Here is a 23,804-nt window from a genome sequence, read left to right as displayed (position 1 = left end):
ATCGTTGGCCGCCGATCAGAAGCGGGTCGATATGCCGAAGTTGAATTCCTGCACGTCGTCGGTCGCTTCCTTCCTGACCGGGATCGCATAGTCGATACGGATCGGACCGAAGGGCGAGGCCCACATCAGGCCGATACCGACCGAAGCACGCAATTTCATGTCAAGCGAACTCTGGTTCACGCTAGTATCGATCTTGCTGCCGTACAACGTTGCAGCATCCGCAAATACAGCGCCGCGCAGACCGAAGCTCTCCGGAACAACAGGCAACGGGAACTGCGCTTCGGCCGAGGCGTTGAAATAGGTCACACCACCGAGATGGTCACCCGTGGTCGGATCGACCGGGCCGATACCGCCATAGGCAAAGCCACGGATCATGCGGTCAGTGCTTTGGAATTGATCGAATATCCGCAGAGATCCATCGCCGCCGTAAGCCTCCACGTGACCCGCACCGCCTGAAATCAATCCGACCAGGTCAAGCTGCTCGGAGAGAGTCTGGTAGACGCTGCCGCGTCCAGTGACCTTCACGAACTTGGCATCGCCACCGAGACCGGCCACTTCGACCGTCGTGTTGGCGTAGATACCCTCATGCGGGTTCTTCATGTCGTCGATGGTGTTGTAGACCAGCCCCAAGCTGACCGACGACTTGATCCAAGGACTCTGAGCGATGCCATCCAGGATGGCCGGAGAAATCGTGCAGGTGCCGTCCAAATTACCAGGACCGGTGGGACCGCAACTATCGTCGACCTTATATTTCTCTTGCGAGATGTTGTAGGCCAGCTGGGTCGTGATGCTGTTAGTGATCGGCAGTCCGAAGCGGATCGTCGCGCCCGTCGTGTCGCTGTCGTAATTGTTGTTGTATTCCCGCGTCGACTTGTAGATGTCGAAGCCGGCGGCGATGCGACGGCCGAGGAAATAAGGCTCGGTGAAGGACAGGCTGTAGTCGCGTGAATTCTTGCCGCCGCCCGCCGACACCTTGATGAACTGGCCGCGGCCGAGGAAGTTACGCTCGGTGATCGATCCTTCAACCGACGGACCCGCCGTGTCGCCACCGGTCGAATAGCCGGCGCCGACCGAGAATTCACCCGTCGACTTCTCGACCACGTCGACCACCAGGACGACCTGGTCGGGCTGCGAGCCGGGCACCGTCGAGATATCGACTTTGTCAAAATAATTCAGGTCTTCCAGCCGCTTCTTCGCGCGCTGGACAAGCACCTGGTTGAACGCGTCGCCTTCGCTGACGTCGAATTCGCGGCGAATGACGTAGTCGCGTGTGCGATCGTTGCCACGGATCTCGATGCGCTCGATATAGGCCTTGGTGCCCTGATCGATGGTATAGACCACCGAGATCGTATGGTTCTCGAAATTGCGGTCGCCACGTGGCGTCACCTGCGCGAAGGCGTAGCCGGAACCGGCCACCTTCTCGGTCAGGGCAATGATCGAATCCTCGACGTTCTTTGCGTTGTAGACGTCGCCCTTTTGGGTCTCGACCACCGATTGCAGCGACTTGGCGTCGACTTCCGGGATCGTGCTTTCGACGCTGATATCGCCGAAATTGTACCGCTCGCCTTCCTGGACGGTGATGGTGACGGTGTATTTGTTCGTCGCATTGTCGAGTTCGCCGACAGCCGACACGACCTGGAAATCGGCGTAGCCGTGATTGTAATAGAAGCGGCGCAGCAGCTCCTGGTCGGCGCGCAGCTTGTCTTCGTCATAGACGTCATCGCGCAGGATGAACGAAACCCAGGACGAGCGCTTGGTGTTGATCACGTCCGACAGGCGGCGGCTGGAATAGGCGCTGTTGCCGACAAAATTGATCGCGGCGATCTGCGTGCGGTCGCCTTCGGTGATCTTGAAGACCACATTCACGCGGTTGTCGCCGAGATCCATGATCTGGGTGGTCACGCCGGCGTCGTCGCGGCCGATACGGCGGTACGCGGCCTTGACTGCCTCGACGTCCGAATCGAGCGTGGCCTGCGAGAACGTGCTGCGCGGCTTCAGCTGAACCGCGGCCTGAAGCGCGTTGTCCTTGAGCTTCTTGTTGCCCTGGAACAGCACCTGGTTGACGACCTTGTATTCGGAAACCTTGACCACCAGGGTCGAGCCGACCTGGTTGATCTGGACATCCGAGAACAGGCCGGTGCCGAACAGCGCCTTGACCGCGCTGTCGATGTCCGAACTGGAGAAGGCCTTGCCCGGCTTGATGGTGATGTAGTTGCGGATGGTTTCGGCGTCGACACGCTGGTTGCCGCTCACTTCCACCCGGCTGACGACAGCGGCTTCAGCCGCCGATGTGGCAACGAATTGCACTGCGAGCGCACCTGGTACGACCAGAGCGGCGGACAGTGCCGCCGCGGACGCGGCGTTCAGAAACTTGGATGCTGCCTTCATCGGGCTTAATAACCTTTTCTCGTAGTCCCCACGGCGAGAAAACCGGACGTGCGGTAATTTCCCCTACCGTATTAACCGGATTTTCCCTACACGCAAGGCTTCTGGTTAATTTGTATTTACTTAACCGAGTTGCGTGGCTTTCGCGTCACTCATATCCCCGTGCATGGTAAACGGCGTCTCAACATCGACCATGCCCAGGCCAAATTCCTTCATGATTTCAGCACCCAAACAGATCGTTCCAGAAAACGAAGCCCATGAAGCACAGCACCAGAAGCAGACCGGCCCGATAGGCCATTTCCATCATCCATTCCGACACCGGACGGCGGATGACGGCCTCCACCCCGTAGAACAAGAGATGGCCTCCGTCGAGGGGGGGAATCGGCAAAAGGTTTAGAATGCCTATCCCGACGGACAGCAATGCAACGAGCTGAACCAGCCACTCGAAACCCAGTTTGGCTGCCTTGCCGGCCATGTCGGCGATCTTGACGGGGCCACCCAGCTGGCACTTGTCCTCGCGCCCGACGGCGAAGCGCTGCATGAACTGGCCGGTGCGCTCGATGACATGGCCGGTTTCCTCGACCGCCGCGGCAACGGCGCCGACCGGGGTGTAGGTGACTAGACGGGGCTGGCCGAGCTCCTTGTTGTTGACGACACCGATCACCGCGACCCTGATCTTGTTGCCGAGTGCGTCCTGCTGCTCCATCAACTGCGGTGTCGCCGTCACGGTGACTTCCTTGCCACCGCGCAGCATGACGAAGGTGATTGTGTCACCGGCACGGCCCGAAACCAGGCGCTGCACGTCACCGAAGGTCTCGACCTTGCTGCCGTCGACACTGACGAATCGGTCTCCGGGCAGGATGCCGGCCCTGGCTGCCGGACTGTCGGCGGTAACCTGCGCCACCATGGGCTCGGCGACATAACGCCCATAGGTGGTGAACAGCACGGAGAAGACGACGATCGTCAGCAGGAAATTGAACAGCGGCCCGGCCGCCACCGTCGCCGCGCGCTTCCAGATCGCCTGGGTGTGGAAGGCAATCTTGCGTTCCTCGTCGGTCAGCGTTTCGAGCTCTCCAGCCGTAGGTTTGCTGGAGGTGGCGCTCATGTCGCCGACAAATTTGACGTAGCCGCCCAGCGGTATGGCGCAGAGCTTCCAGCGTGTGCCATGCCTGTCGTTGAAGCCGATGAGTTCCGGACCGAAGCCGATCGAGAACGCCCTGACCCCGATGCCGCACCAGCGGCCGACGAGGTAGTGGCCCATTTCGTGGACGAACACCACCACGGTGAGCACGAAGAGAAACGGCACCAGCGTGCCGAGAAAGAGGCCGTCCGTGCTGAAAATCGCGTGAAGAATCTCGTTCAATTCAGGCCCTCAATTCTTCCGCGGTTGCGCCGTGACTGTGACATCAATCCAGGCAAATCCAAGGCATGCCCGCATCGGATCGCGGAGCGACACCATTCAAATGGGAAACAGCCCCCGTGCCGGATGATCGGCCCCCGCCGAAATCCAGCCGATGACGTACAGGGCGAGAGCCGCCGCGACAAGCCCATCGACACGATCCATGACGCCGCCATGGCCCGGAATGAGCACGCCCGAATCCTTGCAGCCATGGCGCCGCTTGACCCATGATTCGAAAAGGTCGCCAGCCTGGGCGACAATCGAAAGCGCGAGCGCCACGAGACCGAGCAACACCAGGTTGCCGGCGCCGGCGATGGCGGCCAGGATGAGACCGGCGACAACGCCGCCAACCGCGCCGCCGAGCGCGCCGCTGCGCGTCTTGCCGGGCGAAATCGACGGCGCCAGTTTGGGGCCGCCGACGGCGCGGCCGACGAAATAGGCAAAAATGTCGGTCGCCCAGACCACCGCGAACAGAAACAGGATGGCGACGAGCCCCGAATGGTCGCCATCACGCAGCAGGGCAAGCGACAAGCCAGACACGCAAGCATAGGCAAGACCGCTCGCGTCCCACTGCCCGCTCTTGCCGACCCGGGCGGCAATCGCCGCCACGGCAACCAGCGCCACGACGAGCGGCAGCAGCCAGAATGCGGGAAGGCCGGCAATCAGGGCGACGATGAAAACGGTGGCCAGCGCTTCGGGCAGGAAGCCGAGCCCGCTGGCCGGCACAGGCCGCGACATGCGCGTCCACTCGTAAAAGATCATCGCCGACATCGCCGCGCACAGCAGCCGGAAAGGCAGGCCGCCAAGCCAGGTCAGGCCAAGGGCGACGATGGCCAGCACGACCGCCGAAATGACGCGGAGCTGAAGGTTGCTCATCCCGCGGCCGGTCGCGAAGCGACGTCTGGCGGGCCCAGGCCGCCGAAACGGCGCTCGCGGCCGGCGAATTCGCGCAAGGCCTCGGCGAGGTGCTCGCGGTTGAAGTCCGGCCAATAGCACGGCAGGAAGACGAGTTCGCTGTAGGCGGCCTGCCACAAGAGGAAGTTGGACAGGCGGAGCTCGCCGCTGGTGCGTATGACCAGTTCCGGGTCTGGGATGCCTTGCGTGTCGAGCAAGCCGGCAAAGCTTTCGGCGGTGATTGCCTCGCTGTCGATCTCGCCGCGCGCCACGGCCGAGGCAAGCTTGCGCGCCGTGCGGACGATCTCGTCGCGCCCGCCATAGTTGAAGGCGATGACCAGCGTCAGCGCCTCGTTGTTGGCGGTAAGCGATTCAGCTTCGTCGAGCAGCCCCCTGATGTCGGCCTGCAGCCCTGTCCTGTCGCCGATAATCCTGACCCGCACGCCGCTCTGGTGCAGATCGGCAAGGTCACGGCGGATGAACAGCTTCAACAGTCCCATCAGGTCGCTGACCTCGGACTTCGGCCGCGACCAGTTCTCCGACGAGAAGGCATAGACGGTCAGGAAGGAGATGCCGAGATCGGGAGCCGCCCGCACCGTCTTGCGCAGCGCCTCCACCCCGGCGCGATGACCCGCAAGCCTCGGCATGCCACGCGCCTTGGCCCAGCGTCCATTTCCATCCATGATGATCGCGACGTGCGCGGGCGTTGTCATGATCTCGCTTTCGGATCAGCCCAAGGCCAACCTAAACCTGCATGATTTCAGCTTCCTTGTCGGAAAGCAGATGATCGATGGTGCTGATCGTTTCGTCGGTGAGCTTCTGCACCTGGTCCGAACGCTTGCGATGATCGTCCTCGCTGATGTCGCCGTCCTTCTCCGCCTTCTTCAGGAAGTCCATGCCGTCGCGACGCACGTGGCGCGCGGCGACGCGGGCGTTCTCGGCGTAGCCATGCGAGATCTTGACCAGTTCCTTGCGGCGCTGCTCGTTGAGCTCCGGCAGCGGAATCCTCAGATTGGTGCCGTCGACGATCGGATTGAAGCCCAGATTGGATTCGCGGATGGCGCGGTCGACGGCACTGACCATCGACTTGTCCCAGACCGACACCGAGATCATGCGCGGCTCCGGCACCGTGACGTTGGCGACCTGGTTGATCGGCATGGTGGTGCCATAGGCCTGCACCTGGATCGCATCGAGCAGATTGCTGGAAGCACGACCGGTCCGCAGCGAAGCCAGGTCATGCTTGAACGCCGCGATTGCCCCATCCATGCGCCGCTTGAGATCGTCGTACTCACCACTCATCTTAGTCTCCTCGACCCGTCTGCCGCGGGTTCACTGCTTCGGGGCGTTCGAGCCGATTGTCGAAACCGGCTTCCCTCTTCGGGATCAGGCCCCGGATCAATCGTCCGCGACGACCGTGCAGCGGCCGCCGCCCCTCAGAATATCGCCGAAACCACCTTTTTCGTGGATCGAATAAACGATTATCGGAATGTTGTTTTCACGCGCAAGTGCAATCGCAGCCGTATCCATGATGGAAAGGCCGCGTTTTATGACTTCACCATGGCTGATGCGCTCGAAACGCGTCGCATCCGGATCCTTTTTCGGATCAGCCGAGTAGACGCCGTCGACCTGCGTGCCCTTGAACAGCGCGTCGGCGCCGATTTCAGCCGCGCGAAGTGCGGCGGCCGAATCGGTCGTGAAGAACGGATTGCCGGTGCCGCCGGCAAAGATCACCACCTTGCCCTGGTTCATGTAGGCGGTCGCCTGGCGTTGCGAAAAGCTTTCGCAGAGCTCGGGCATGGCAATCGCGGACAGCACGACGGCGTCGACGCCGATCTTGTTCAGCGATGTACGCAGCGCCAGCGAGTTGATGACCGTGGCCAGCATGCCCATATGGTCGCCGGTGACGCGGTCTCCGCCCTTGGAGGCGACGGCCACGCCGCGAAAGATGTTGCCGCCGCCGATGACGACGCCAACCTCGATGCCCAGCGCGCGGGCTTCGGCGATGTCGGCGGCAATGCGGTCCACGACCGAGACATCGATGCCGAAATGCTGTTCGCCCATCAACGCTTCGCCCGACGCTTTCAACAAAACACGTCGGTAGAGGGGCTTCACCGTCATATGGTCCTCGTCATTTGCATGTGGGGCGCCTGGGCTGGCCGCCCTCGCGCAGGCACCCGAACATTGGCACGATGCCGAGTTCCGATACACGAAGGGCGCCGCGATGTCACGCGGCGCCCAAACGGCAATTTCATGGCCACCCTGCCCGATCGATCAACTGGTGGAGACGCTGGTCGGCAGACCCTCGACGAGCACCGGCGACGCGTATCCAGAAGGCTTGTCGCCGGTCGCGGCACCGCCGGTAACGCGCGCCTGTATTTGCGGACCGAAAAAGGAATAGGGAAACGGCGCCGGAGTCCTGCTGACCTCGTCCAGCCGGTCGCGAAGCCTTGCGGGAATCTCGAAATCCAGCGCGCCAAGATTGTCCTGCATCTGGGCAAGCTTCGTCGCGCCGAGGATGACCGCGGCAATCCCCGGCTGCGTCGCCGCCCAGTTGAGCGCGACCTGGGACATGGATCGGCCAAGCTCGGATGCGACCTTCTCGAGTTCGGCGACGATGGCCCAGTTGCGCTCGGTGAACTTCTGAAAGCCCGGATGCGTCGAGTTACGGAATCCGTCGAGCCGACCGGCGTTTCCGGCCTGAGCCGGCCGATACTTGCCGCTCAGCAGTCCGCTCGCCAGCGGGCTCCAGACCATGATGCCGGCGCCATGGCGCATGCCGAACGGCACGAACTCGTTCTCGATCGCGCGCTCGGCCAGGGAATATTCGAGCTGTAGCGCCGAGACGGGCTCATATCCGCGCAGCTCGGCGATCGCCTGGGCCCGGCCCGCGTACCAGGCCGGCACATCGGACAGGCCGACATGGCGAATTTTGCCCGCGCGCACGAGATCGTCGAGCGTGCGCATGACCTCTTCGGCCGGCGTCAGCCTGTCCCAGACATGCATGAGATAGAGATCGATATAGTCGGTGCCCAACCGCTTCAGCGAAGCATCGACGGCCCGCATGATGTTCTTGCGGCCATTGCCGCCGCCATTCGGATTGCCAGGCTGCATGTTCATGGTGAATTTGCTGGCGATCACCGCCATGTCGCGCAAGCCGCGCTCGGCGATGAATTCGCCAAGCCAGGCTTCGGCGGTGCCGCCGGTGTAGAGGTCCGCGGTGTCGAAAAAATTGCCGCCCGCCTCGACATAGGCGTCGAACATCGCCCGCGCGGTGTTCCTGTCGGCTCCCCAGCCCCATTCCGTGCCGAAAGTCATCGTGCCCAGCGCCAGCCGGCTGACCCTGAGGCCGCTGTTGCCGAGCGTGTAATAGGTCATGCTCATGATCGTTCTCCAATGCTTGGTAGCTGCTGCGTCACTGGCCCGCAGTGTCACTGTCCCGGCGTCGTCTTGACCCAGGGATTGCCGCGCTCATGCGTCATGCGGAACGTGAAGCCGTCGACCTTCCAGCCGGCGGCGGAGCGCGTCAGGTGGTGCTCATAGGTACCCCAGACTTCCCAAAGCGGGTCGCCATTGCCCTCCATCCGGTTCCAGGCATAGCCGTTGGAACGAACGGTCGCCGCATCGGCATCGAGGACGACCTGGTGGTTGGTGCGCAAATGCAGGCTTGTCTTGCTGCCCTTGAGGTTGCCGGCCCAGGCGCCGATCAGGTCGTCGGAAGCGATGTTGGCCGCCGGCTGCCCGGAAAGGCTGCTGAAATCGGCAGTGACCCGATCCGCGAAATAGCTGCGTGCAAGCTTCCAGTCCTGGGCGTCGACGGCGCGGTCGATGGCATCGGCGATGCGGATCACCGCGCGCTCGTCAGCGAACGCCCGCCAGTCGGATGGTTCCGCCCCGCCGGCATCGACCGGCGCCAAAGCCAAGCCTGCAGCGAACGTCACATGCTTCAACGCATTCATGTCTCTTCTCCTCGATGCCATCAGCCCATCGCCGACGTGTTGGCGACAATGTGGACCGGCATGCTGGCATCGATAAGATTGCATTGTTCGAATAGACTGTGCGATATCATGCATGAATGGATCGGGACCTGCTTACCCACCTGCCTGTGATCGTCGCCGTTGCCCGGCGCGGCGGATTCGCGCTTGCCGCTGCCGAACTCGGCATGAGCCCCTCGGCGGTCAGCCATGCGGTGCGCCTCGTCGAAGAGCGGATCGGCCAGCCTCTGTTCGCACGCACGACGCGCAGCGTTTCGCTCACCGAGGCCGGCAAGGCGCTGGTGGAAACGGCGGCCCCTGCCCTTCAAGACATTGCCGAGCGGATGGACCGTATCCGCAGCGTCAAAGGCAGGCCGTCTGGCCTGCTCAGGATCAACGCCTCCAACATCGCGATCCCATTGGCGGTGACGCCAGTCGTCGCAGCGATGGCCGAGCGCTATCCGGAGGTTACGGTCGAGATTTTCGCCGACCAGGGTCTGGTGGATATCGTCGGCGAAGGCTTCGATGCCGGCATCCGGCTTGGCGAGATGATCGCGCAGGACATGGTGGCGGTCCGGCTGACGCCGCCATTCTCCGTCGTCATCGTCGCCTCGCCCGCCTATATCGGGCGGCACGGCCGTCCCGGCAGCGTTGCCGATCTGGCGAATCACAATTGCATTGGCTACCGGCTCGTCCGCTCCGGGGCACTCTATCGCTGGGATCTGGTCGAGGATGGCAAGGACATCGCCATGGAGACGCGGGGCAGCGTTGTCGTGACGGATTCGCTTGCGGCAATCGATCTTGCGCTTGCAGGCGTCGGGCTCGCCTATATGTTCGAGCCACTGGCGCGCGCCGATCTTGCCGCCGGCCGCCTCGTCCAGGTGCTGCCGCAATCGGCGATCGAGGAGCCTGGGCTTTTTCTCTACTTCCCACGCCGGGCCGCGATGGCGCCGAAGCTGAGGGCCTTCATCGATACCGCAAACGAAATCGGCCGGGCGCCCTTGCGGACACCCGGCCGAGTTGCCTGAGTTCGTTGGAACAATTCCAGGAAAAGTGTGAAGCGGTTTTCCCGGGAAAAGCGCGTAGCGCTTTCCCTTGGGAATTGCGTTAAAATAAAGAGTTAGCCCTGGAAGGGCTTATTTCTTGACCGCCGCCGCGACTTCCGCCGCGAAATCGGACTCTTCCCTCTCGATGCCTTCGCCGAGCGCGAAGCGCAGATAGGCCGTGATCTTGGCCGGTGCGCCGATGTCCTTCTCGGCATCCTTGAGCGCCTTCTCGACGGTGATGTCGGGATTGAGCACGAAGGCCTGCTTCAGGAGCACGACTTCCTCATAGAACTTGCGCATGCGGCCCTCGACCATCTTCTCGATGATCGCTTCCGGCTTGCCGGACTGGCGCGCCTGGTCGGAGAAGATCGCCTTCTCGCGCTCGACCGCTGCCGGATCGATCTGCTCCGCGGTCAGCGCCATCGGGTTGGTGGCGGCGACATGCATGGCGACCTGGCGGCCAAAGGCGTTGGCGGCATGCTCGTTGCCCGTGGTCTCGATCGCGACAAGCACGCCGAGCTTGCCCAGGCCGTCGGCAACCGCGTTGTGGACGTAGGTCGCAACCGCGCCATGCGGAACGGTGAGCTTGGCCGAGCGGCGGAAGCCCAAATTCTCGCCAATGGTGCCGACAGCGTCCTTGATGGTGTCGGTGACCGACTTGTCCGAGCCCGGATACTTCGCGGCAGCCACGGCTTCCGTCATGCCGTAGGCGAGCGCGACCTTGGCGACATTGGCGACGATTTCCTGGAAGGCCGCATTGCGGGCGACGAAGTCGGTCTCGGAGTTGACCTCGACAATGGCAGCCTCGCGTACGCCGCTGTCAACGCCGATCAGGCCTTCGGCCGCGGTACGGCCAGCCTTCTTGTCAGCCTTCGAGATGCCCTTCTTGCGCAGCCAGTCTACGGCCTCTTCCATGTTGCCGTTGGTCTCGGTCAACGCCGCCTTGCAGTCCATCATGCCCGCGCCGGTCAAGTCGCGGAGTTCTTTGACCTGTGCAGCCGAAATGCTCATTGTCGCCTCTTTGTCTAGAATGCACCGACGCACCATCGATAGTCGATGGTGCGTCTGTTTAGCGTGCCAAAATATGAGAAAGATGAAGGCCGTTGCCGGCCTTCGATTATCAAGCCTCGGGGGTTTCCGATGCCGAAGCCGGGTCGAGTGCCGGCTCGACGGGAGCTTCGACCGAAGCGCCGATGTCGACACCGAGCGCGCCCTGCTGACGGGCGATGCCGTCGATCGCAGCCTTGGCGATCAGGTCGCAATAGAGCTGGATGGCGCGGGCCGCGTCGTCATTGCCGGGGATCGGGAAGTCGATCTTGTCCGGATCGCAGTTCGAATCGATGATGGCGACGACCGGGATGCCGAGACGCTTGGCCTCGAGAATGGCGATCGCTTCCTTGTTGGTGTCGATCACGAACATCAGGTCGGGCGTCGAGCCCATGTCCTTGATGCCGCCGAGTGCCTTGTCGAGCTTCTCGCGCTCGCGGTCGAGGTTGAGGCGCTCCTTCTTGGTGAGGCCCTGGGCCTCGCCGGCCAGCATCTCGTCGAGCTTGCGCAGGCGCTGGATCGAGTTCGAGATCGTCTTCCAGTTGGTCAGCATGCCGCCGAGCCAACGCGAGTTGACGTAATACTGGGCCGAACGCTGTGCCGCGTCGGCGACGATGTCCGACGCCTGGCGCTTGGTGCCGACGAACAGCACGCGGCCGCCCTTGGCGACAGTGTCGGAAACCTGCTTCAGAGCCTGATGCAGCAAAGGCACCGTCTGCGAGAGGTCGATGATGTGGATGTTGTTGCGGGCGCCATAGATGTAGGGCGCCATCTTCGGGTTCCAGCGATGGGTCTGGTGGCCGAAGTGAATGCCAGCTTCCAAAAGCTGGCGCATGCTGAAATCAGGCAGTGCCATTCTCATTTCCTTTCCGGTTAGCCTCCACGGACACAGGCATTTTTGGACGAAGTCCTCGAACGCCACCGGAGGTTTCAGCCGGATTTCTCCCGGGCAGACACCAAAGTCCGTGTGTGGAATGAGCGCGCATATAGAGGGGATGCGCGACAAACGCAAGCGATGAGGCGCTTCACCGCTCAGCGTGCGGCAATCAGCGCTCCGGTGCCGATCATGGCGCTGCCGGCAAACCTGTTCATCAGCCGCATGCGCTTCGGCGTCCTGAACCAGCCTGAGGCCCTGCCCGCCAGCGCGGCATAGAGCCCCATGGTCAGGACGTTCACGCTGATCACGACCGCAACCACCAGCAAACCATCGGTGAAGGTCATGGTGTCGAGATTGAGGATGAGCGGCATGATCGAGGCATGGAACAGGATAGCCTTCGGATTCCCCAGCGCTATGGACGCGCCAAGGAGGAAGGACCGGGACAATCTCGCCTCGGCCATCTGCGCCTTGTTTGATTGCGTCGCCGAGGCCCGCCACATCCTGATGCCGAGAAAGATCAGATAGGCGGCGCCTGCATATTTCAGCAGGAGAAAGATCCATTCGAAGGTCTGGGCGAGCGCCACCAGCCCGAGCAGCGCTAGAGTGACCAGCACGGCATCGCCGGCGGCGACTCCGACGCCAGCTATGAAGGCGCGAAAAAACCCACGCGAGACGCCATTGGTAATGACCGCGAACATCGCTGGTCCGGGTGTTGCGGCGGCGAGGGTGACGGCGGCGCAGTACGCGAAAAAAGCCGTTGGTGTCATCGCCTGGCCTTTCCGTTGGGCACCCGCACGCGCCGGAAGATGGCGACGATCTGCTCGCGGCTGCATTCGATGGCGCCAAGCCGCACCGCGCGGTCGCGCTCGAAGCCGGTTATGTCATAATGCGGCGCCGATGTCTTGGGCGGTCCCTGGTAGGACGAGCGCTTGACGCCGAGTTCGGCGGCAAAGCGATGCAACTCGTCGGTATCGTCGGCCAGGAGATGGCACCAGAGATGGCCCGCCCACTTCCAGATCGCCGCGTCGACGTAGACCGCCATCAAGCCCGCCGTGGCCCGCTCAATTGCACATTCCCGCTATTTCGATACCGCGCCAGCTATTTCGATACTGGGCCAATTATTTCGATACCGGGCAAGGCTTTGTCTGGTCGAACAGCGAAAGATTGACCAGCTTGCCGGTCATCGAGAAGTCGCCATAGTCCATGGTGAGATCGCGGGTGATGCCGTTCTCATGCAGCTTGAAGCTGATCCGATATTCCGGCACTTCTTCGCCGTTCTGGGCGCTGTCGTCGAAATAGGCGATGTCGACCGGCCAGTATTTGTCGGTGGCAAGCTTCGCCAGCGCCGGCGCTTCCGGGTCGGCCTTCTCCCCATCGGTCTTCTTGCCGACGACGACGGTGGTCGCCATCACCTTGTTGGCGTCTTCGGAACCGTCGAACAGGTTTGTCTGGTAGAAGTTCTCGCCCTTCTCGGCCTTGCCGATCAGTTCGACCAGATGTTGGGTCGGGAACTGGGTGGCGGCGAGTTCGAGGCTGTTCTTCTCCGGCTTGTCGATATCGACCTTGAGCCCCTTCGCGTCTTTCGTGGCAATGCCCTTGACCTCCTTGTCGAGGTTCTGGTCGACGAAGGATTTGGTCACGAACGAAAACGTCTTGCCTTCGGCATCCTCGAACGTGGTCGTCTGCTGGTCGGTGACTCTTGTATTGTCATTGGTGACGATCTGGGTGACGAAACGGAACTTCACGGTATAGCCCTCGCAGGCGGAGCCGTTGAACTCGTAGACCATACGGCCCGATATGCCGGTTATGCCGGAGCGGTCGGACGCCTTGTTGAGGGTGAGGTCGTACACGGCGCGATGCGCCTGCAGCGCCGGCACGGCGAAAGCGGGCCCCATCGAGAAGACCGCAGACAACAGGACGGCATGGAATGCGAGGCGCGTTGCGCGCATGTGGTGCTCCGATCGTCGCGGCTGATGGCAGGGCCGCAGGGAAAGATGGTCCAGCTTAAAAAAAGTCGTGGCGGAAGCGAGGCAAAAATAGCAATTTCGGCCCGGCCAGCGCGGCGCCTTCCAGCAATAGGGAAAAGCAATGAGTGAAACAATCGAAAAGCGGCTAAGCGATCTGGGCGTGACGCTTCCTGTCGCTGCCGCGCCTGCCGCCAACTACGTGCCTTACTGCAGGACCGGCAACCTGCTGTTCACCGCCGGGCAATTGCCGCTCAAGGACGGCAAGCTGCAGGCCGTCGGCCTGCTCGGCCGCGACGTCGACACGGCAAGCGGCAAGGACGGCGCGAAATACTGCGCCATCAACATTCTGGCACAGGCCAAGGCAGCGCTAGGCGATCTCGAGAAAATCCGCCGCCTGGTGAAGATCACCGTCTTCGTCGCCTCCGCCACCGACTTCGTCGAGCAGCACCTGGTTGCCAATGGCGCCTCAGATTTCCTGGTCGCCGCTCTTGGCGAGCGCGGCAAGCATGCCCGCTCCGCCGTCGGCACCGCCTCCCTGCCGTTTAATGCCGCAGTGGAAATCGAAGCGATCTTCGAAGTCGAATGAGCGAAGGCCTGACATGACCGACCTTTCCTGGCTGATTGCCCGGCCCGTTGCCCATCGCGGCTTTCACGACATGAACAAGACGCGCTGGGAAAACACGCTTTCCGCCTTCACTGCCGCGGCCGAACGTGGCTACGCCATCGAATGCGACGTGCATCTGTCGTCGGATGGCGTTCCCGTCATCATCCACGATGGCGACCTGAAAAGGCTGACCGGGCAGGACGGTTTCGTCTGGCAGCGCACCGCGGCTGAACTTGCGACGCTCAACGTTGGCGGGACATCGGATCACGTGCCGACGCTGCGGGAAGCGCTCGACCTCGTCGATGGCCGCGTGCCCATGGTCGTCGAGCTGAAAGGAACTCCCGGCCGCGACGAAGGGCTGGTGGCGCGCGTCGGCAAGATGCTCAAGCGCTACAAGGGCAAGGCGGCGATCATGTCGTTCGATCACTGGCTGATCCGCGATTTCGCCAAACACGCGCCGGGCATTCCGGGTGGACTGACCGCCTACGGCAAGGACCTCAAACTGATCGAGGCGCATTTCGCCATGCTGGCGCACGAGCTTTCCTTTATCTCCTACGCCGCCGGCGACCTGCCGAATCCGTTTGTCAGCTTTGTGCGTGAAAAGCTCAAAATGCCCGTCATCACCTGGACGGTGCATGATCAGCCCGCGGTCGACTTGACCTTCAAATATGCCGACCAGATGACCTTCGAAGGGTTCGAACCCGACCTCGTCGAAGTCGCCTGAGCGGAGTGTCTGAAACGTGACTTGTAGCAGCCCGGATGGAGCTTAAATAAGCCTCATGGATCAGGGCGACGATGGCGACAGGCAAACGGCAAATGCGGACTATTCGATCCGCATCGCCGCTGGCATCGGAGCCTTCACCTGCGATGAATGGAACGGATTTGCCGGCACCACGCGCAACGACGCGGAAAACGACTATAACCCGCTCGTTTCATACGCTTTTTTGAGTGCACTGGAGGATTCCGGCTGCGCCGTTCGGCGCACCGGCTGGCAAGGACATCACCTGCGGCTGGAGACAGCGCAAGGCAGGCTGCTCGGTGCCGTCCCCTGCTATCTCAAGTCGCACAGCCAGGGCGAATATGTGTTCGACCACGGCTGGTCGGATGCCTTCGAGCGCGCCGGCGGCCGCTATTATCCAAAACTGCAAAGTGCTGTGCCGTTCACCCCGGTCACCGGTCCTCGCCTGCTGGTCGGCAAAGGCGAGGACCAGGATGCGGTTAAGGCCGGGCTGGCCGCCGGCCTCAAAATGGTGACCGATAAGCTCGGCGTGTCCTCCGCGCATGTCACCTTCGCGCAGGAGAGCGATGTCGCGACGCTGGAGGCGGCAGGCTTCCTGCATCGCACCGACCAGCAATTCCACTTCTTCAACGAAGGCTTTTCCTCCTATGACGACTTCCTGGCCACGCTTGCCTCGCGCAAGCGCAAGGCAATGAAGAAGGAAAGGCGCGAGGCGCTTGCCGATGGCATCTCGATCGACTGGCTGATCGGCAAGGACCTGACGGAAAAGGCCTGGGACGACTTTTTCGCCTTCTACATGGACACTGGCAGCCGCAAATGGGGCCGTCCCTATCTGAACCGCCAGTTCTTCTCGCTGATCGGCGAACGAATGGCGGACGACATCCTGCTGGTGATGGCAAAGCGCAACGGCCGCTACATTGCCGGCGCCATCAACTTCATCGGCTCCGACGCGCTCTATGGCCGCAACTGGGGCTGCATCGAGGATCATCCCTTCCTGCATTTCGAGGTCTGCTACCACCAGGCGATCGACTTCGCCATCGAACGCAAGCTCAAGGTGGTCGAGGCAGGCGCCCAGGGAGAGCACAAGCTGGCACGCGGCTACCGGCCGGTGACCATGCATTCAGCGCATTACATTTCTCATCCCGGCCTGCGCAATGCGGTGGCCGATTATCTCCGGCGCGAGCGTCGCGAAGTGGAGCGGATGGGCGAATATCTGGAAGACCACACGCCTTTCCGCAAGGATCTCGAGGAATAGCATGCCTTTGGGCGTGCAAGTTGCCGCTGTTTACCGTCCGGCCGGAATCCGCTAGACCATGCCCCGGGACATGGGCGCGCAAGCGCCCTGGGGGAAGTATGCAGGGTTGGGCATCTCTGGGTGTCGGGCATTGGCTCGGTGCAGCGGGCCTTGTGGCCACCTCGTTGTTGGTCGCCTGGCTCGAGGGCAAGCGCTCGGCCTGGCCTCTCGGCTTTGCCACTTTCTTCCTTCTCTTTGGCCTCGCGCATCTTCTGTTCGCCGGCAACATCGTCGCCCTTTGGGCCGCGCTGATGCTGACCACAGTGATCGGCATCGTCTCCAAGCTGAAATATCATCATCTCGGCTTCAATTTCCTGGCCGGCGATATCTACCATCTCGCGGCAAGCAGTTTTCGCGGCGTGATCGCCGACCATGCGCGCATGGCAGTCCCTGCCCTGGCCGGCATGATCGCGATCGTCGCGCTGATCGCGGTTCTGGCGATGATGCTCGCCGAACCGGCAATTCCGTTGCCGCAACGGTTTGCATTGTTCGGTGCCGCGGCCGGTGTCTATCTCTGCGTCCTGTGGGTGAGCGGCGGGTCGAGGCGGTTTCGCTTCCACCATCTGACCGACGACAGGGTTCATCTTTCGGCCTTCGTCGCTTCCTGGTTCGGGGCCGGCCCGTCGCGGCGGCCGGGCTTTGTCGACATCGATCCGGATCCTGAGCCGCTGCTGCCGCCGGTGCCTGCACGGCGACCGGCTGACGAACGACCGCCGCACATCGTCATGATCCTGCACGAATCGACATTCGACCCGAGGCGGCTCGGCATCCCGATCGACGCCGCATTCGCGCCGTTCTTCGCCCCGCCGGGCAGCCTTTCGGGGACACTGCATGTCGACGTCTTCGGTGGCAGCACGTTGCAGACCGAGTTTTCGGTGCTGACGGGCCTCTCCTCGCTTTCATTCGGCAATGACAGCCGCTTCGTCTTTCACCTTCTGAGCGGGCGTGTGCGGCATGCGCTTCCGTCCGTTCTGGCCGGCTTGGGCTACGACGTGTCGCATATCAGCTGTGACCGACCCTCCTTCGTCAGTTGCGGCAGGTTCTACAACTCGATCGGGTTTGCAGATGTCAGTTATGCCGAAACCTTGCCGCCTCCGTTCGACGCCGAACGCTGGAAGCGGGAACATCACGACGAGCAGCTCTATGATCGCGCGCTCGAACAGCTTTCCGATCGCGTTGCCGGCGGCAAGCCGAGTTTCCTTTCGATTGCCACGCTGATGAACCACGGCGACCATCGCCGCCGCATCTTCCCGCTCGACCGTCATGGCGAACTTCGCCGCGACGCTGTCGCCGCGACCGGCGTCGCATCCTATGGCGAATATGCCGTGCGGCTGGCGGAGAGCATCAAGGCCTATGCCGCCTTTCGCAGCCGGCTCGAAGTCACGTTGAATGGCCAACCGGCCATCATCGTCCGCTACGGCGATCATCAGCCGTCATTCACCACGACGATTACCGGATTGCCGCCGTCCGACCCGGTCCTGCGTCAGACATTCTATGCTGTCGAGGCCATGAATTGCAGGCTGCCGGACGACCTTGCGGCTCCGCCGGTCCTAGATAGCGCCTTCCTGTCGACGCTGACCTTGCTGGCTGCCGGGCTGCCGCTCGATCCGGTGTTCGCCACGCGCGCCGCCTTGCTGGACGACTGCGGCACAGCTTATTTCGACAGCACGTCGCCGCGCAAAAGACGCTTCCATCGCACGCTCGTCGAAGCTGGCATGGTCGATCTCGCCTGATCCCGCGCCGCATCGTCTTGCCGCTCCGGGGCAGCTTCGCTACACGAGATGGCGAGGCACAATCCGGAGCGCTCACCATGGCCGAAACCGCCTACGACACCGAAAACATCTTCGCCAAGATCCTGCGCGGAGAAATTCCCTCGCACCGCGTCTACGAAGACGAAGCGGTCGTGGCCTTCATGGACGTGATGCCGCAGGGGCCCGGCCATACGCTGGTCGTGCCGAAGGCGCCGTCGCGCAACCTGCTCGACGCCGACCCCTCGACCTTCGGTCCGCTTTTCACGGTCGTCCAGAAAATGGCGGCGGCGGTCAAACAAGCCTTCGACGCCGACGGCGTCACCGTCATGCAGTTCAACGAGCCCGCTTCAGGGCAGACTGTCTACCATCTGCATGTCCATGTCATTCCGCGCTTCGACGGCATCCCCCTGAAGCCCCACACGGGTGGGATGGAGAAGCCCGAAGTGCTGGCACAGAACGCCGAAATGATCCGAACCGTCCTGCGTGCGCGATTTTAAGTCTTTGTAAACCGAGCGATCATCTCGGCACCCACGCCACCGTCGGCGATTGCTTTTTTAATAGTCTTTCAAACCCTCTTGAGGCATTTGTCTTGCGAGGGGCATTCGATGCAAGATACTTCCGAAGCTATAGGCAGGCGGTTTGATGCTGGGGTCGATGACGCCTTCTCAAACCTTTTGGTCGATGCATTTTTCCGGCACCGCACTGTTCATGCGGTAGCACTGTTTACGCTCGGATTGAGTTTTGTGGTCGGCGGCAGAGTTGGCAACCTGCCGGACTTTGGATTACTTTACGAATACGCTTTCTATCTGGTGGTTTACTTCTGGATTGCCGGATGCGCATACGCGACCCTCCGGCTGTTCTGGCTGGCGTTTGTCGATCGTGCCAGGTCGCCGCTCCGCATGTTGTTGCGCCCGCTCCAGCAGATGCTGACCGATCGAAATCGCATTGCCAACGGCATCAACGGCCTTGCCGCGATGCTGGTTTTTATGTCGGGCTTTGTGGTGCTGAAAGGAGCGATCGCGGTGCTGGTGCCTTTCTCCTGGGACCAGACCCTCGCGCATTTCGGCGCCGACCTGCATTTCGGCCGCACTCCCTATCAATGGCTCTGGTGGATCGTCGAAAGTCCGCTGGCCGTTCACCTTCTCAATTTCTGCTACAATTTCTGGTTCGTCGTGCTGGTCGCAATGGTTTTTTCAAGCGTCGCCGCTGCCCGCGACTCGCTGCTGCGCCATCAGTTTCTGCTCAGCTTCATGCTGGTCTGGCTGGTTGGCGGCTTCTTCATCGCAATGGCATTCTCATCCGCGGGCCCGTGCTTTTATGCAAGGCTCGACCTTGGCGATCAGTATCAGCCGTTGATGGATGCGCTCGCGTCGGCGAACCGCCAGTATCCGATCTGGGCATTGTCCACGCAGGACAGGTTGTGGAGCGGCTATACGGGTTCGCCTTCGGGAACCATGGGCATATCCGCATTCCCCTCGATTCACGTCGCGACGTCGGTGCTCTTCGCTCTCTACCTGACGCGGTTGTCGACCAGGCTCGGCATCGTGATGTTGATATTCGCAGCCATCATCATGCTCGGTTCGGTGGTGCTTGGCTGGCACTATGCCGTCGACGGCTACGCGGGCGCGCTTATTGCCGTCGCGATCTGGAAAATCACGGGTGGAGCATTGTCCCGGGCGCACGCCTAGTTTGCCACTTGGACGCTCTTGAGATGCTGCCGAATTGCATCCGCGCACTGCACCGAGCTCAGAAGCGAGGTGTCGACTTCCAGATCGTACACGCCCGGCCGGTGCACCGCCTCCTGCCACAGACGCACCGGCAAAGGTACGGGATCGTCTGAAGAGCCGGTGACATAGCCCCTGCCCGTCTCGCTGGCGGCTCGTCTTTCCATAATGATCTCAATCGGACAGCGAACGCCGACAAACAGCACCGGCAGGCCGGCGAGCCGGCGCGCGCAATCGGCCAGGATGTCGAGCGGTTTCGAATAGCCATCGTGATGACTGACATCCGCCACGACGTTCAGATCCAGCCGGCTATGGGCCGCGATCGATTCGTAGAGGGCCGCATAAAATCGCGGCACGAAAACTTCGAGGTCAGGCCGCTCGCCGCCGGGTCGCAGGCCTATTCCCGGACGATATCGCGGCGGCGTGATCTGCGCATAGCTGTCGACGCCCAGGTTCATCCACGGACCTTCAAAACGTTCCTGGATGGCCTGAGCGATGCTCGACTTGCCCGATCGCGGCGCGCCGTTGAGGATGATGATCTGGCCAGCCATATGCCACCTCCGCCACCTCACGATGCCAATGAAAAAAGCCCCGTTTCGGGGCTTTTTTCGACTTTCGTCAGGATCAGCCCTTGCGGGGCAGTTGCGGTACCAGGCTGCGCTTGCCGCCATCCTTGCCCTTGGGCTCCGGCTTCTGCGCCACCACCTTCTTTGCGGCGGGCTTCTTGGCCACGGCCTTGCGCGGCTTCGGCGCTTCTTCCGGCTCTTCCTTCTTTGGCTTCACCGGCGCCTCGTCGGCCAGCGATTCGAGTTTCAGGCCGGTCTCGCCGGTTTCCTTCTTCTCGACGGTGACACGCACCGTGCCGCCCTTCTTGAGCTTGCCGAACAGCACCTCGTCGGCCAACGGCTTCTTGATGTGCTCCTGGATGACACGGCCGAGAGGCCGTGCGCCCATGCGCTCGTCATAGCCCTTGTCGGCGAGCCATGCGATGGCGTCCGACGACAGGTCGAAGGTAACGCCACGCTCTGAGAGCTGGGCCTCGAGCTGCATGACGAACTTCTGCACCACCTGATGGATGACCGGCACCGGCAGCGAGCCGAACGGGATGATCGCATCGAGACGGTTGCGGAACTCCGGCGTGAACAGCCGGTTGATCGCCTCGACATCGTCGCCTTCACGCTTGGTCGAACCGAAGCCGATCGCCGCGCGCTGCGCATCGGAGGCGCCCGCATTGGTGGTCATGATCAGGATGACATTGCGGAAGTCGATCTGCTTGCCGTTATGGTCGGTCAGCTTGCCGTGATCCATGACCTGCAACAGGATGTTGAACAGGTCCGGATGCGCCTTCTCGACCTCGTCGAGCAGCAGCACGCAGTGCGGATGCTGGTCGACGCCGTCGGTCAAAAGACCGCCCTGGTCGAAGCCGACATAGCCGGGAGGCGCGCCGATCAGCCGCGAGACGGTGTGGCGTTCCATATATTCCGACATGTCGAAGCGGATCAGTTCGACGCCGAGCGAGGCGGCCAATTGCTTGGCCACTTCGGTCTTGCCGACGCCGGTCGGGCCTGAGAACAGATAGGAGCCGATCGGCTTTTCCGGTTCGCGCAGGCCGGCACGGGCCAGCTTGATCGCCGAGGTCAGCGCGGTGATCGCGGTGTCCTGGCCGTAGACGACGCGCTTCAGCTCGATGTCGAGGCCCTGCAGCACCTTCTCGTCATCGGCCGAAACCGTCTTCGGCGGGATGCGGGCCATGGTGGCGATCGTTGCCTCGATCTCCTTGATGCCGATCGTCTTCTTGCGCTTGGCTTCCGGCACCAGCATCTGCGAAGCGCCGGTTTCATCGATCACGTCGATCGCCTTGTCCGGCAGCTTGCGGTCGTTGATGTAGCGCGCCGACAGCTCGACCGAGGCCTTGATGGCTTCGCTCGTGTAGCGGACCTTGTGGAACTCCTCGAAATAGGGCTTCAAGCCCTTCATGATCTCGATGGCATCCTGGATGGTCGGCTCGTTGACGTCGATCTTCTGGAAGCGCCGCACCAGGGCACGATCCTTTTCGAAGAACTGGCGGAACTCCTTGTAGGTGGTCGAGCCGATGCAACGGATCGCACCCGACGACAGCGCCGGCTTCAACAGGTTTGACGCGTCCATGGCGCCGCCCGAAGTGGCGCCGGCACCGATCACGGTGTGGATCTCGTCGATGAACAGCACGGCACCCGGATAATCCTCGAGTTCTTTGACGACCTGCTTCAGCCGTTCCTCGAAATCACCGCGGTAACGCGTGCCGGCCAGAAGCGTGCCCATGTCGAGCGCGAAAATGGTGGCATTGTGCAGCACCTCGGGAACATCGCCCTCGACGATGCGCTTGGCGAGGCCTTCGGCGATCGCCGTCTTGCCGACGCCGGGGTCGCCGACATAGAGCGGATTGTTCTTGGAGCGGCGGCACAGCACCTGGATGGTGCGGTTGATCTCCGACTCGCGGCCGATCAGCGGATCGATCTTGCCGGCCTTGGCCTTGTTGTTGAGGTTGACGCAATAAGCGGTCAGCGCATCCTGCTGCTGCTTCTTCTTGCCGCCTTCCTCTTGCGGCTCGGCGCCGTTCTGGCCGCCCTGCTCGTCATCGGCGCCACGCGGCGAACGCGTCTCGGAAGCGCCAGGGCGCTTGGCGATGCCGTGCGAGATGTAGTTGACCGCGTCGTAGCGGGTCATCTGCTGTTCCTGCAGGAAATAGGCGGCATGGCTCTCGCGCTCGGCGAAGATGGCAACGAGCACGTTGGCGCCCGACACTTCCTCGCGGCCCGACGACTGCACGTGGATGACCGCGCGCTGGATGACGCGCTGGAAACCGGCGGTCGGCTTGGAATCCTCGTCGTAACCGGTGACCAGGTTGTCGAGCTCGGTGTCGATATAGGTGAGAACGGTGTGCTTGAGCTCGTCGAGATCGACGTTGCAGGCGCGCATGACGGCGGCCGCCTCGGTGTCGTCGATCAGCGCGAGCAGCAGGTGTTCAAGGGTTGCATATTCATGGTGCCGCTCATTGGCGAGCGTCAGCGCTTGGTGAAGCGCCTTTTCCAGGCCTTGGGAGAAAGCCGGCATGTTACCTCACTTCTTCTCCATCACGCATTGCAGCGGATGCTGATTCTGTCGGGCGAAATCCATGACCTGGGACACTTTGGTCTCGGCCACCTCGAATGTATAGACCCCGCACTCGCCCACCCCATGATTGTGAACATGAAGCATGATGCGTGTGGCAGCTTCGCGGTCCTTCTGGAAAAAACGCTCCAGCACGTGAACCACGAACTCCATCGGAGTGTAGTCGTCGTTGAGAATGAGAACCCGGTAAAGGCTAGGCTTCTTGGTCTTGGTTTTTGTGCGCGTGATGACGGCCGTCCCGCGGCCGGCCTCATTGCCGTCGCCGCCGCCGTTTTGCATCCGCGCCACCTGTGTCGTGGCAGTCAAACCGATCGTCACGTAATCCTGCCTCTTTCGAATCCTCATGCGAGCTCAACATGTAGGTGTTCGATGGACGATTTTAAGCCCTTCTGGTTAGCTGACAATATGGCTAGGTGACCAAACTTCGCGGATTTTCGCAATCGTGAAGGGGCGCGAGACGCTGGATAGCAAATCGACATGAAAAAACCCGGCCGCGCTCGCGCGACCGGGTCTTGTGCCGGACCCAAAGGGCCGGATCTCGCTGTCGTCGTAAGGCGAATTGCTTCGCCCGGGCGAAATTACTTCGCCTTGGCAACGATCGATTCGAACGGCTTGTAGGCTTCCTTGGCGAGTTCGGCATAGAGGTCGCCGATCTTGGTGGCCTCGGCGACGAACGCCTCGTAGGACTGCTTGGCATAGTCTGTGTGGATCTCGATCGCCTTGTCGAGCGACTTGGCAGAGAGCAGCTTCTCGGCAGCGGCGCTGCCGGCTTCGAAACTCTTCTTGGTGTATTCGCCGGCCTCGGTGGCGATCGCCTGAGCGCCCTTGGAGAGCGAAGCGAAGCTCTTCAATCCGGTGTCTGCAAACTCTTTGCCGTATTTGCTGAAGTCCTCATAGGTCTGGGTCATTTCGCGATTCCCTTGACGGTTGAGGCGTCCTTCTTCGGGGCGCCCTTG

General features: G+C 62.0%; 24 protein-coding genes. 7 read left to right on the top strand and 17 right to left on the bottom strand.

The genetic code is table 11. From position 1 onward, the window contains the following. Positions 1 to 15: 15 nt before the first annotated feature. The 8 genes from bamA to FJ978_RS00950 all read right to left on the bottom strand — a co-directional run bounded on the left by bamA (position 16) and on the right by FJ978_RS00950 (position 8,634). Positions 16 to 2,388, bottom strand: a complete 2,373-nt coding sequence (gene bamA, locus FJ978_RS00985) for an outer membrane protein assembly factor BamA (RefSeq protein WP_013895370.1) — start codon at positions 2,386 to 2,388, stop codon at positions 16 to 18. 217 nt (positions 2,389 to 2,605) lie between these two features. Beyond that, positions 2,606 to 3,748, bottom strand: coding sequence for an RIP metalloprotease RseP (gene rseP, locus FJ978_RS00980; RefSeq protein WP_140569490.1), 1,143 nt, complete (start codon positions 3,746 to 3,748; stop codon positions 2,606 to 2,608). 96 nt (positions 3,749 to 3,844) lie between these two features. Beyond that, a complete protein-coding gene (locus tag FJ978_RS00975) occupies positions 3,845 to 4,660 on the bottom strand; it encodes a phosphatidate cytidylyltransferase (protein ID WP_140569489.1) in 816 nt (271 codons plus the stop codon). Continuing rightward, the gene (locus tag FJ978_RS00970; protein WP_023764919.1) at positions 4,657 to 5,391 is read right to left on the bottom strand and encodes an isoprenyl transferase; all 735 of its coding nucleotides are present in this window, start codon (positions 5,389 to 5,391) and stop codon (positions 4,657 to 4,659) included. The genes FJ978_RS00975 and FJ978_RS00970 overlap by 4 nt, the downstream gene beginning before the upstream one ends. Before the next feature lie 31 nt (positions 5,392 to 5,422). Beyond that, positions 5,423 to 5,977, bottom strand: coding sequence for a ribosome recycling factor (gene frr, locus FJ978_RS00965; RefSeq protein ID WP_013895366.1), 555 nt, complete (start codon positions 5,975 to 5,977; stop codon positions 5,423 to 5,425). A gap of 96 nt (positions 5,978 to 6,073) precedes the next feature. After that, the gene (gene pyrH / locus FJ978_RS00960) at positions 6,074 to 6,796 is read right to left on the bottom strand and encodes a UMP kinase (protein WP_013895365.1); all 723 of its coding nucleotides are present in this window, start codon (positions 6,794 to 6,796) and stop codon (positions 6,074 to 6,076) included. 153 nt (positions 6,797 to 6,949) lie between these two features. Continuing rightward, positions 6,950 to 8,059, bottom strand: coding sequence for an aldo/keto reductase (locus FJ978_RS00955; protein WP_140569487.1), 1,110 nt, complete (start codon positions 8,057 to 8,059; stop codon positions 6,950 to 6,952). A gap of 47 nt (positions 8,060 to 8,106) precedes the next feature. Beyond that, complete coding sequence (locus FJ978_RS00950) at positions 8,107 to 8,634, bottom strand: nuclear transport factor 2 family protein (protein ID WP_140569486.1); 528 nt, start codon at positions 8,632 to 8,634, stop codon at positions 8,107 to 8,109. Positions 8,635 to 8,750: 116 nt separating this feature from the next. Here FJ978_RS00950 and FJ978_RS00945 point away from each other — a divergent pair, with 116 nt between their 5' ends. After that, positions 8,751 to 9,677: a LysR family transcriptional regulator gene (locus FJ978_RS00945; RefSeq protein WP_013895362.1), complete on the top strand. Its 927-nt coding sequence runs from the start codon at positions 8,751 to 8,753 to the stop codon at positions 9,675 to 9,677. A 108-nt stretch (positions 9,678 to 9,785) separates the two neighbouring features. On the opposite strand, the gene tsf is transcribed toward FJ978_RS00945, so the two are convergent. The 5 genes from tsf to FJ978_RS00920 all read right to left on the bottom strand — a co-directional run bounded on the left by tsf (position 9,786) and on the right by FJ978_RS00920 (position 13,568). Beyond that, the gene (tsf, locus tag FJ978_RS00940) at positions 9,786 to 10,706 is read right to left on the bottom strand and encodes a translation elongation factor Ts (RefSeq protein WP_013895361.1); all 921 of its coding nucleotides are present in this window, start codon (positions 10,704 to 10,706) and stop codon (positions 9,786 to 9,788) included. Positions 10,707 to 10,815: 109 nt separating this feature from the next. Continuing rightward, positions 10,816 to 11,598: a 30S ribosomal protein S2 gene (gene rpsB, locus FJ978_RS00935; RefSeq protein ID WP_140569484.1), complete on the bottom strand. Its 783-nt coding sequence runs from the start codon at positions 11,596 to 11,598 to the stop codon at positions 10,816 to 10,818. Positions 11,599 to 11,774: 176 nt separating this feature from the next. Next, positions 11,775 to 12,386 carry a LysE family translocator gene (locus tag FJ978_RS00930; RefSeq protein ID WP_140569483.1) on the bottom strand — a complete coding sequence of 204 codons (612 nt, stop codon included), beginning with the start codon at positions 12,384 to 12,386 and terminating at the stop codon, positions 11,775 to 11,777. After that, complete coding sequence (locus FJ978_RS00925; RefSeq protein ID WP_013895358.1) at positions 12,383 to 12,661, bottom strand: DUF4031 domain-containing protein; 279 nt, start codon at positions 12,659 to 12,661, stop codon at positions 12,383 to 12,385. The genes FJ978_RS00930 and FJ978_RS00925 overlap by 4 nt, the downstream gene beginning before the upstream one ends. Positions 12,662 to 12,737: 76 nt before the next feature. Continuing rightward, the gene (locus FJ978_RS00920; protein ID WP_140569481.1) at positions 12,738 to 13,568 is read right to left on the bottom strand and encodes a cell envelope integrity EipB family protein; all 831 of its coding nucleotides are present in this window, start codon (positions 13,566 to 13,568) and stop codon (positions 12,738 to 12,740) included. Positions 13,569 to 13,707: 139 nt separating this feature from the next. Between FJ978_RS00920 and FJ978_RS00915 the strand changes: the two genes are divergently transcribed. From FJ978_RS00915 to FJ978_RS00890, 6 genes are all read left to right on the top strand, one after another. After that, the gene (locus tag FJ978_RS00915) at positions 13,708 to 14,172 is read left to right on the top strand and encodes a RidA family protein (protein WP_140569479.1); all 465 of its coding nucleotides are present in this window, start codon (positions 13,708 to 13,710) and stop codon (positions 14,170 to 14,172) included. A 13-nt stretch (positions 14,173 to 14,185) separates the two neighbouring features. Beyond that, positions 14,186 to 14,914, top strand: coding sequence for a glycerophosphodiester phosphodiesterase (locus FJ978_RS00910; protein ID WP_140569478.1), 729 nt, complete (start codon positions 14,186 to 14,188; stop codon positions 14,912 to 14,914). A gap of 55 nt (positions 14,915 to 14,969) precedes the next feature. Then, a complete protein-coding gene (locus tag FJ978_RS00905; protein ID WP_140569476.1) occupies positions 14,970 to 16,184 on the top strand; it encodes a GNAT family N-acetyltransferase in 1,215 nt (404 codons plus the stop codon). Positions 16,185 to 16,336: 152 nt separating this feature from the next. Then, complete coding sequence (locus FJ978_RS00900) at positions 16,337 to 17,956, top strand: sulfatase-like hydrolase/transferase (RefSeq protein WP_181176677.1); 1,620 nt, start codon at positions 16,337 to 16,339, stop codon at positions 17,954 to 17,956. A 77-nt stretch (positions 17,957 to 18,033) separates the two neighbouring features. Then, complete coding sequence (locus tag FJ978_RS00895; protein WP_013895353.1) at positions 18,034 to 18,471, top strand: HIT family protein; 438 nt, start codon at positions 18,034 to 18,036, stop codon at positions 18,469 to 18,471. Between the two features lie 108 nt (positions 18,472 to 18,579). Then, positions 18,580 to 19,662 carry a phosphatase PAP2 family protein gene (locus FJ978_RS00890; protein WP_140569472.1) on the top strand — a complete coding sequence of 361 codons (1,083 nt, stop codon included), beginning with the start codon at positions 18,580 to 18,582 and terminating at the stop codon, positions 19,660 to 19,662. Here the strand turns inward: FJ978_RS00890 and FJ978_RS00885 are convergent. The 4 genes from FJ978_RS00885 to FJ978_RS00870 form a co-directional block, all read right to left on the bottom strand. Beyond that, positions 19,659 to 20,249 carry a chloramphenicol phosphotransferase gene (locus tag FJ978_RS00885; RefSeq protein WP_140569471.1) on the bottom strand — a complete coding sequence of 197 codons (591 nt, stop codon included), beginning with the start codon at positions 20,247 to 20,249 and terminating at the stop codon, positions 19,659 to 19,661. The genes FJ978_RS00890 and FJ978_RS00885 overlap by 4 nt on opposite strands. A 73-nt stretch (positions 20,250 to 20,322) precedes the next feature. Then, a complete protein-coding gene (gene clpA / locus FJ978_RS00880; RefSeq protein ID WP_140569469.1) occupies positions 20,323 to 22,791 on the bottom strand; it encodes an ATP-dependent Clp protease ATP-binding subunit ClpA in 2,469 nt (822 codons plus the stop codon). Between the two features lie 6 nt (positions 22,792 to 22,797). Then, complete coding sequence (clpS, locus tag FJ978_RS00875) at positions 22,798 to 23,127, bottom strand: ATP-dependent Clp protease adapter ClpS (RefSeq protein ID WP_010909565.1); 330 nt, start codon at positions 23,125 to 23,127, stop codon at positions 22,798 to 22,800. A 299-nt stretch (positions 23,128 to 23,426) separates the two neighbouring features. Further along, positions 23,427 to 23,756 carry a phasin family protein gene (locus tag FJ978_RS00870; protein ID WP_013895348.1) on the bottom strand — a complete coding sequence of 110 codons (330 nt, stop codon included), beginning with the start codon at positions 23,754 to 23,756 and terminating at the stop codon, positions 23,427 to 23,429. Positions 23,757 to 23,804 lie beyond the last annotated feature (48 nt).

Source organism: Mesorhizobium sp. B1-1-7, from assembly GCF_006442705.1.
GTDB classification, from domain to species: domain Bacteria; phylum Pseudomonadota; class Alphaproteobacteria; order Rhizobiales; family Rhizobiaceae; genus Mesorhizobium; species Mesorhizobium opportunistum.
Note: the sequence above shows the minus strand (reverse complement) of the source record. Positions and strands in the feature narration are given on the sequence as shown.

Bases quoted from the DNA above. Each gene is read 5' to 3' on its own strand.
- FJ978_RS00955 (WP_140569487.1), bottom strand. From the start codon at position 8,059: ATGAGCATGACCTATTACACGCTCGGCAACAGCGGCCTCAGGGTCAGC.
- FJ978_RS00970 (WP_023764919.1), bottom strand. From the start codon at position 5,391: ATGACAACGCCCGCGCACGTCGCGATCATCATGGATGGAAATGGACGC.
- clpA (WP_140569469.1), bottom strand. From the start codon at position 22,791: ATGCCGGCTTTCTCCCAAGGCCTGGAAAAGGCGCTTCACCAAGCGCTG.
- FJ978_RS00915 (WP_140569479.1), top strand. From the start codon at position 13,708: ATGAGTGAAACAATCGAAAAGCGGCTAAGCGATCTGGGCGTGACGCTT.
- FJ978_RS00925 (WP_013895358.1), bottom strand. From the start codon at position 12,661: ATGGCGGTCTACGTCGACGCGGCGATCTGGAAGTGGGCGGGCCATCTC.
- frr (WP_013895366.1), bottom strand. From the start codon at position 5,977: ATGAGTGGTGAGTACGACGATCTCAAGCGGCGCATGGATGGGGCAATC.
- tsf (WP_013895361.1), bottom strand. From the start codon at position 10,706: ATGAGCATTTCGGCTGCACAGGTCAAAGAACTCCGCGACTTGACCGGC.
- FJ978_RS00975 (WP_140569489.1), bottom strand. From the start codon at position 4,660: ATGAGCAACCTTCAGCTCCGCGTCATTTCGGCGGTCGTGCTGGCCATC.
- FJ978_RS00890 (WP_140569472.1), top strand. From the start codon at position 18,580: ATGCAAGATACTTCCGAAGCTATAGGCAGGCGGTTTGATGCTGGGGTC.
- FJ978_RS00895 (WP_013895353.1), top strand. From the start codon at position 18,034: ATGGCCGAAACCGCCTACGACACCGAAAACATCTTCGCCAAGATCCTG.
- FJ978_RS00920 (WP_140569481.1), bottom strand. From the start codon at position 13,568: ATGCGCGCAACGCGCCTCGCATTCCATGCCGTCCTGTTGTCTGCGGTC.
- FJ978_RS00870 (WP_013895348.1), bottom strand. From the start codon at position 23,756: ATGACCCAGACCTATGAGGACTTCAGCAAATACGGCAAAGAGTTTGCA.
- FJ978_RS00930 (WP_140569483.1), bottom strand. From the start codon at position 12,386: ATGACACCAACGGCTTTTTTCGCGTACTGCGCCGCCGTCACCCTCGCC.
- rpsB (WP_140569484.1), bottom strand. From the start codon at position 11,598: ATGGCACTGCCTGATTTCAGCATGCGCCAGCTTTTGGAAGCTGGCATT.
- pyrH (WP_013895365.1), bottom strand. From the start codon at position 6,796: ATGACGGTGAAGCCCCTCTACCGACGTGTTTTGTTGAAAGCGTCGGGC.
- clpS (WP_010909565.1), bottom strand. From the start codon at position 23,127: ATGCAAAACGGCGGCGGCGACGGCAATGAGGCCGGCCGCGGGACGGCC.
- bamA (WP_013895370.1), bottom strand. From the start codon at position 2,388: ATGAAGGCAGCATCCAAGTTTCTGAACGCCGCGTCCGCGGCGGCACTG.
- FJ978_RS00905 (WP_140569476.1), top strand. From the start codon at position 14,970: ATGGATCAGGGCGACGATGGCGACAGGCAAACGGCAAATGCGGACTAT.
- FJ978_RS00945 (WP_013895362.1), top strand. From the start codon at position 8,751: ATGGATCGGGACCTGCTTACCCACCTGCCTGTGATCGTCGCCGTTGCC.
- FJ978_RS00885 (WP_140569471.1), bottom strand. From the start codon at position 20,249: ATGGCTGGCCAGATCATCATCCTCAACGGCGCGCCGCGATCGGGCAAG.
- FJ978_RS00910 (WP_140569478.1), top strand. From the start codon at position 14,186: ATGACCGACCTTTCCTGGCTGATTGCCCGGCCCGTTGCCCATCGCGGC.
- FJ978_RS00950 (WP_140569486.1), bottom strand. From the start codon at position 8,634: ATGAATGCGTTGAAGCATGTGACGTTCGCTGCAGGCTTGGCTTTGGCG.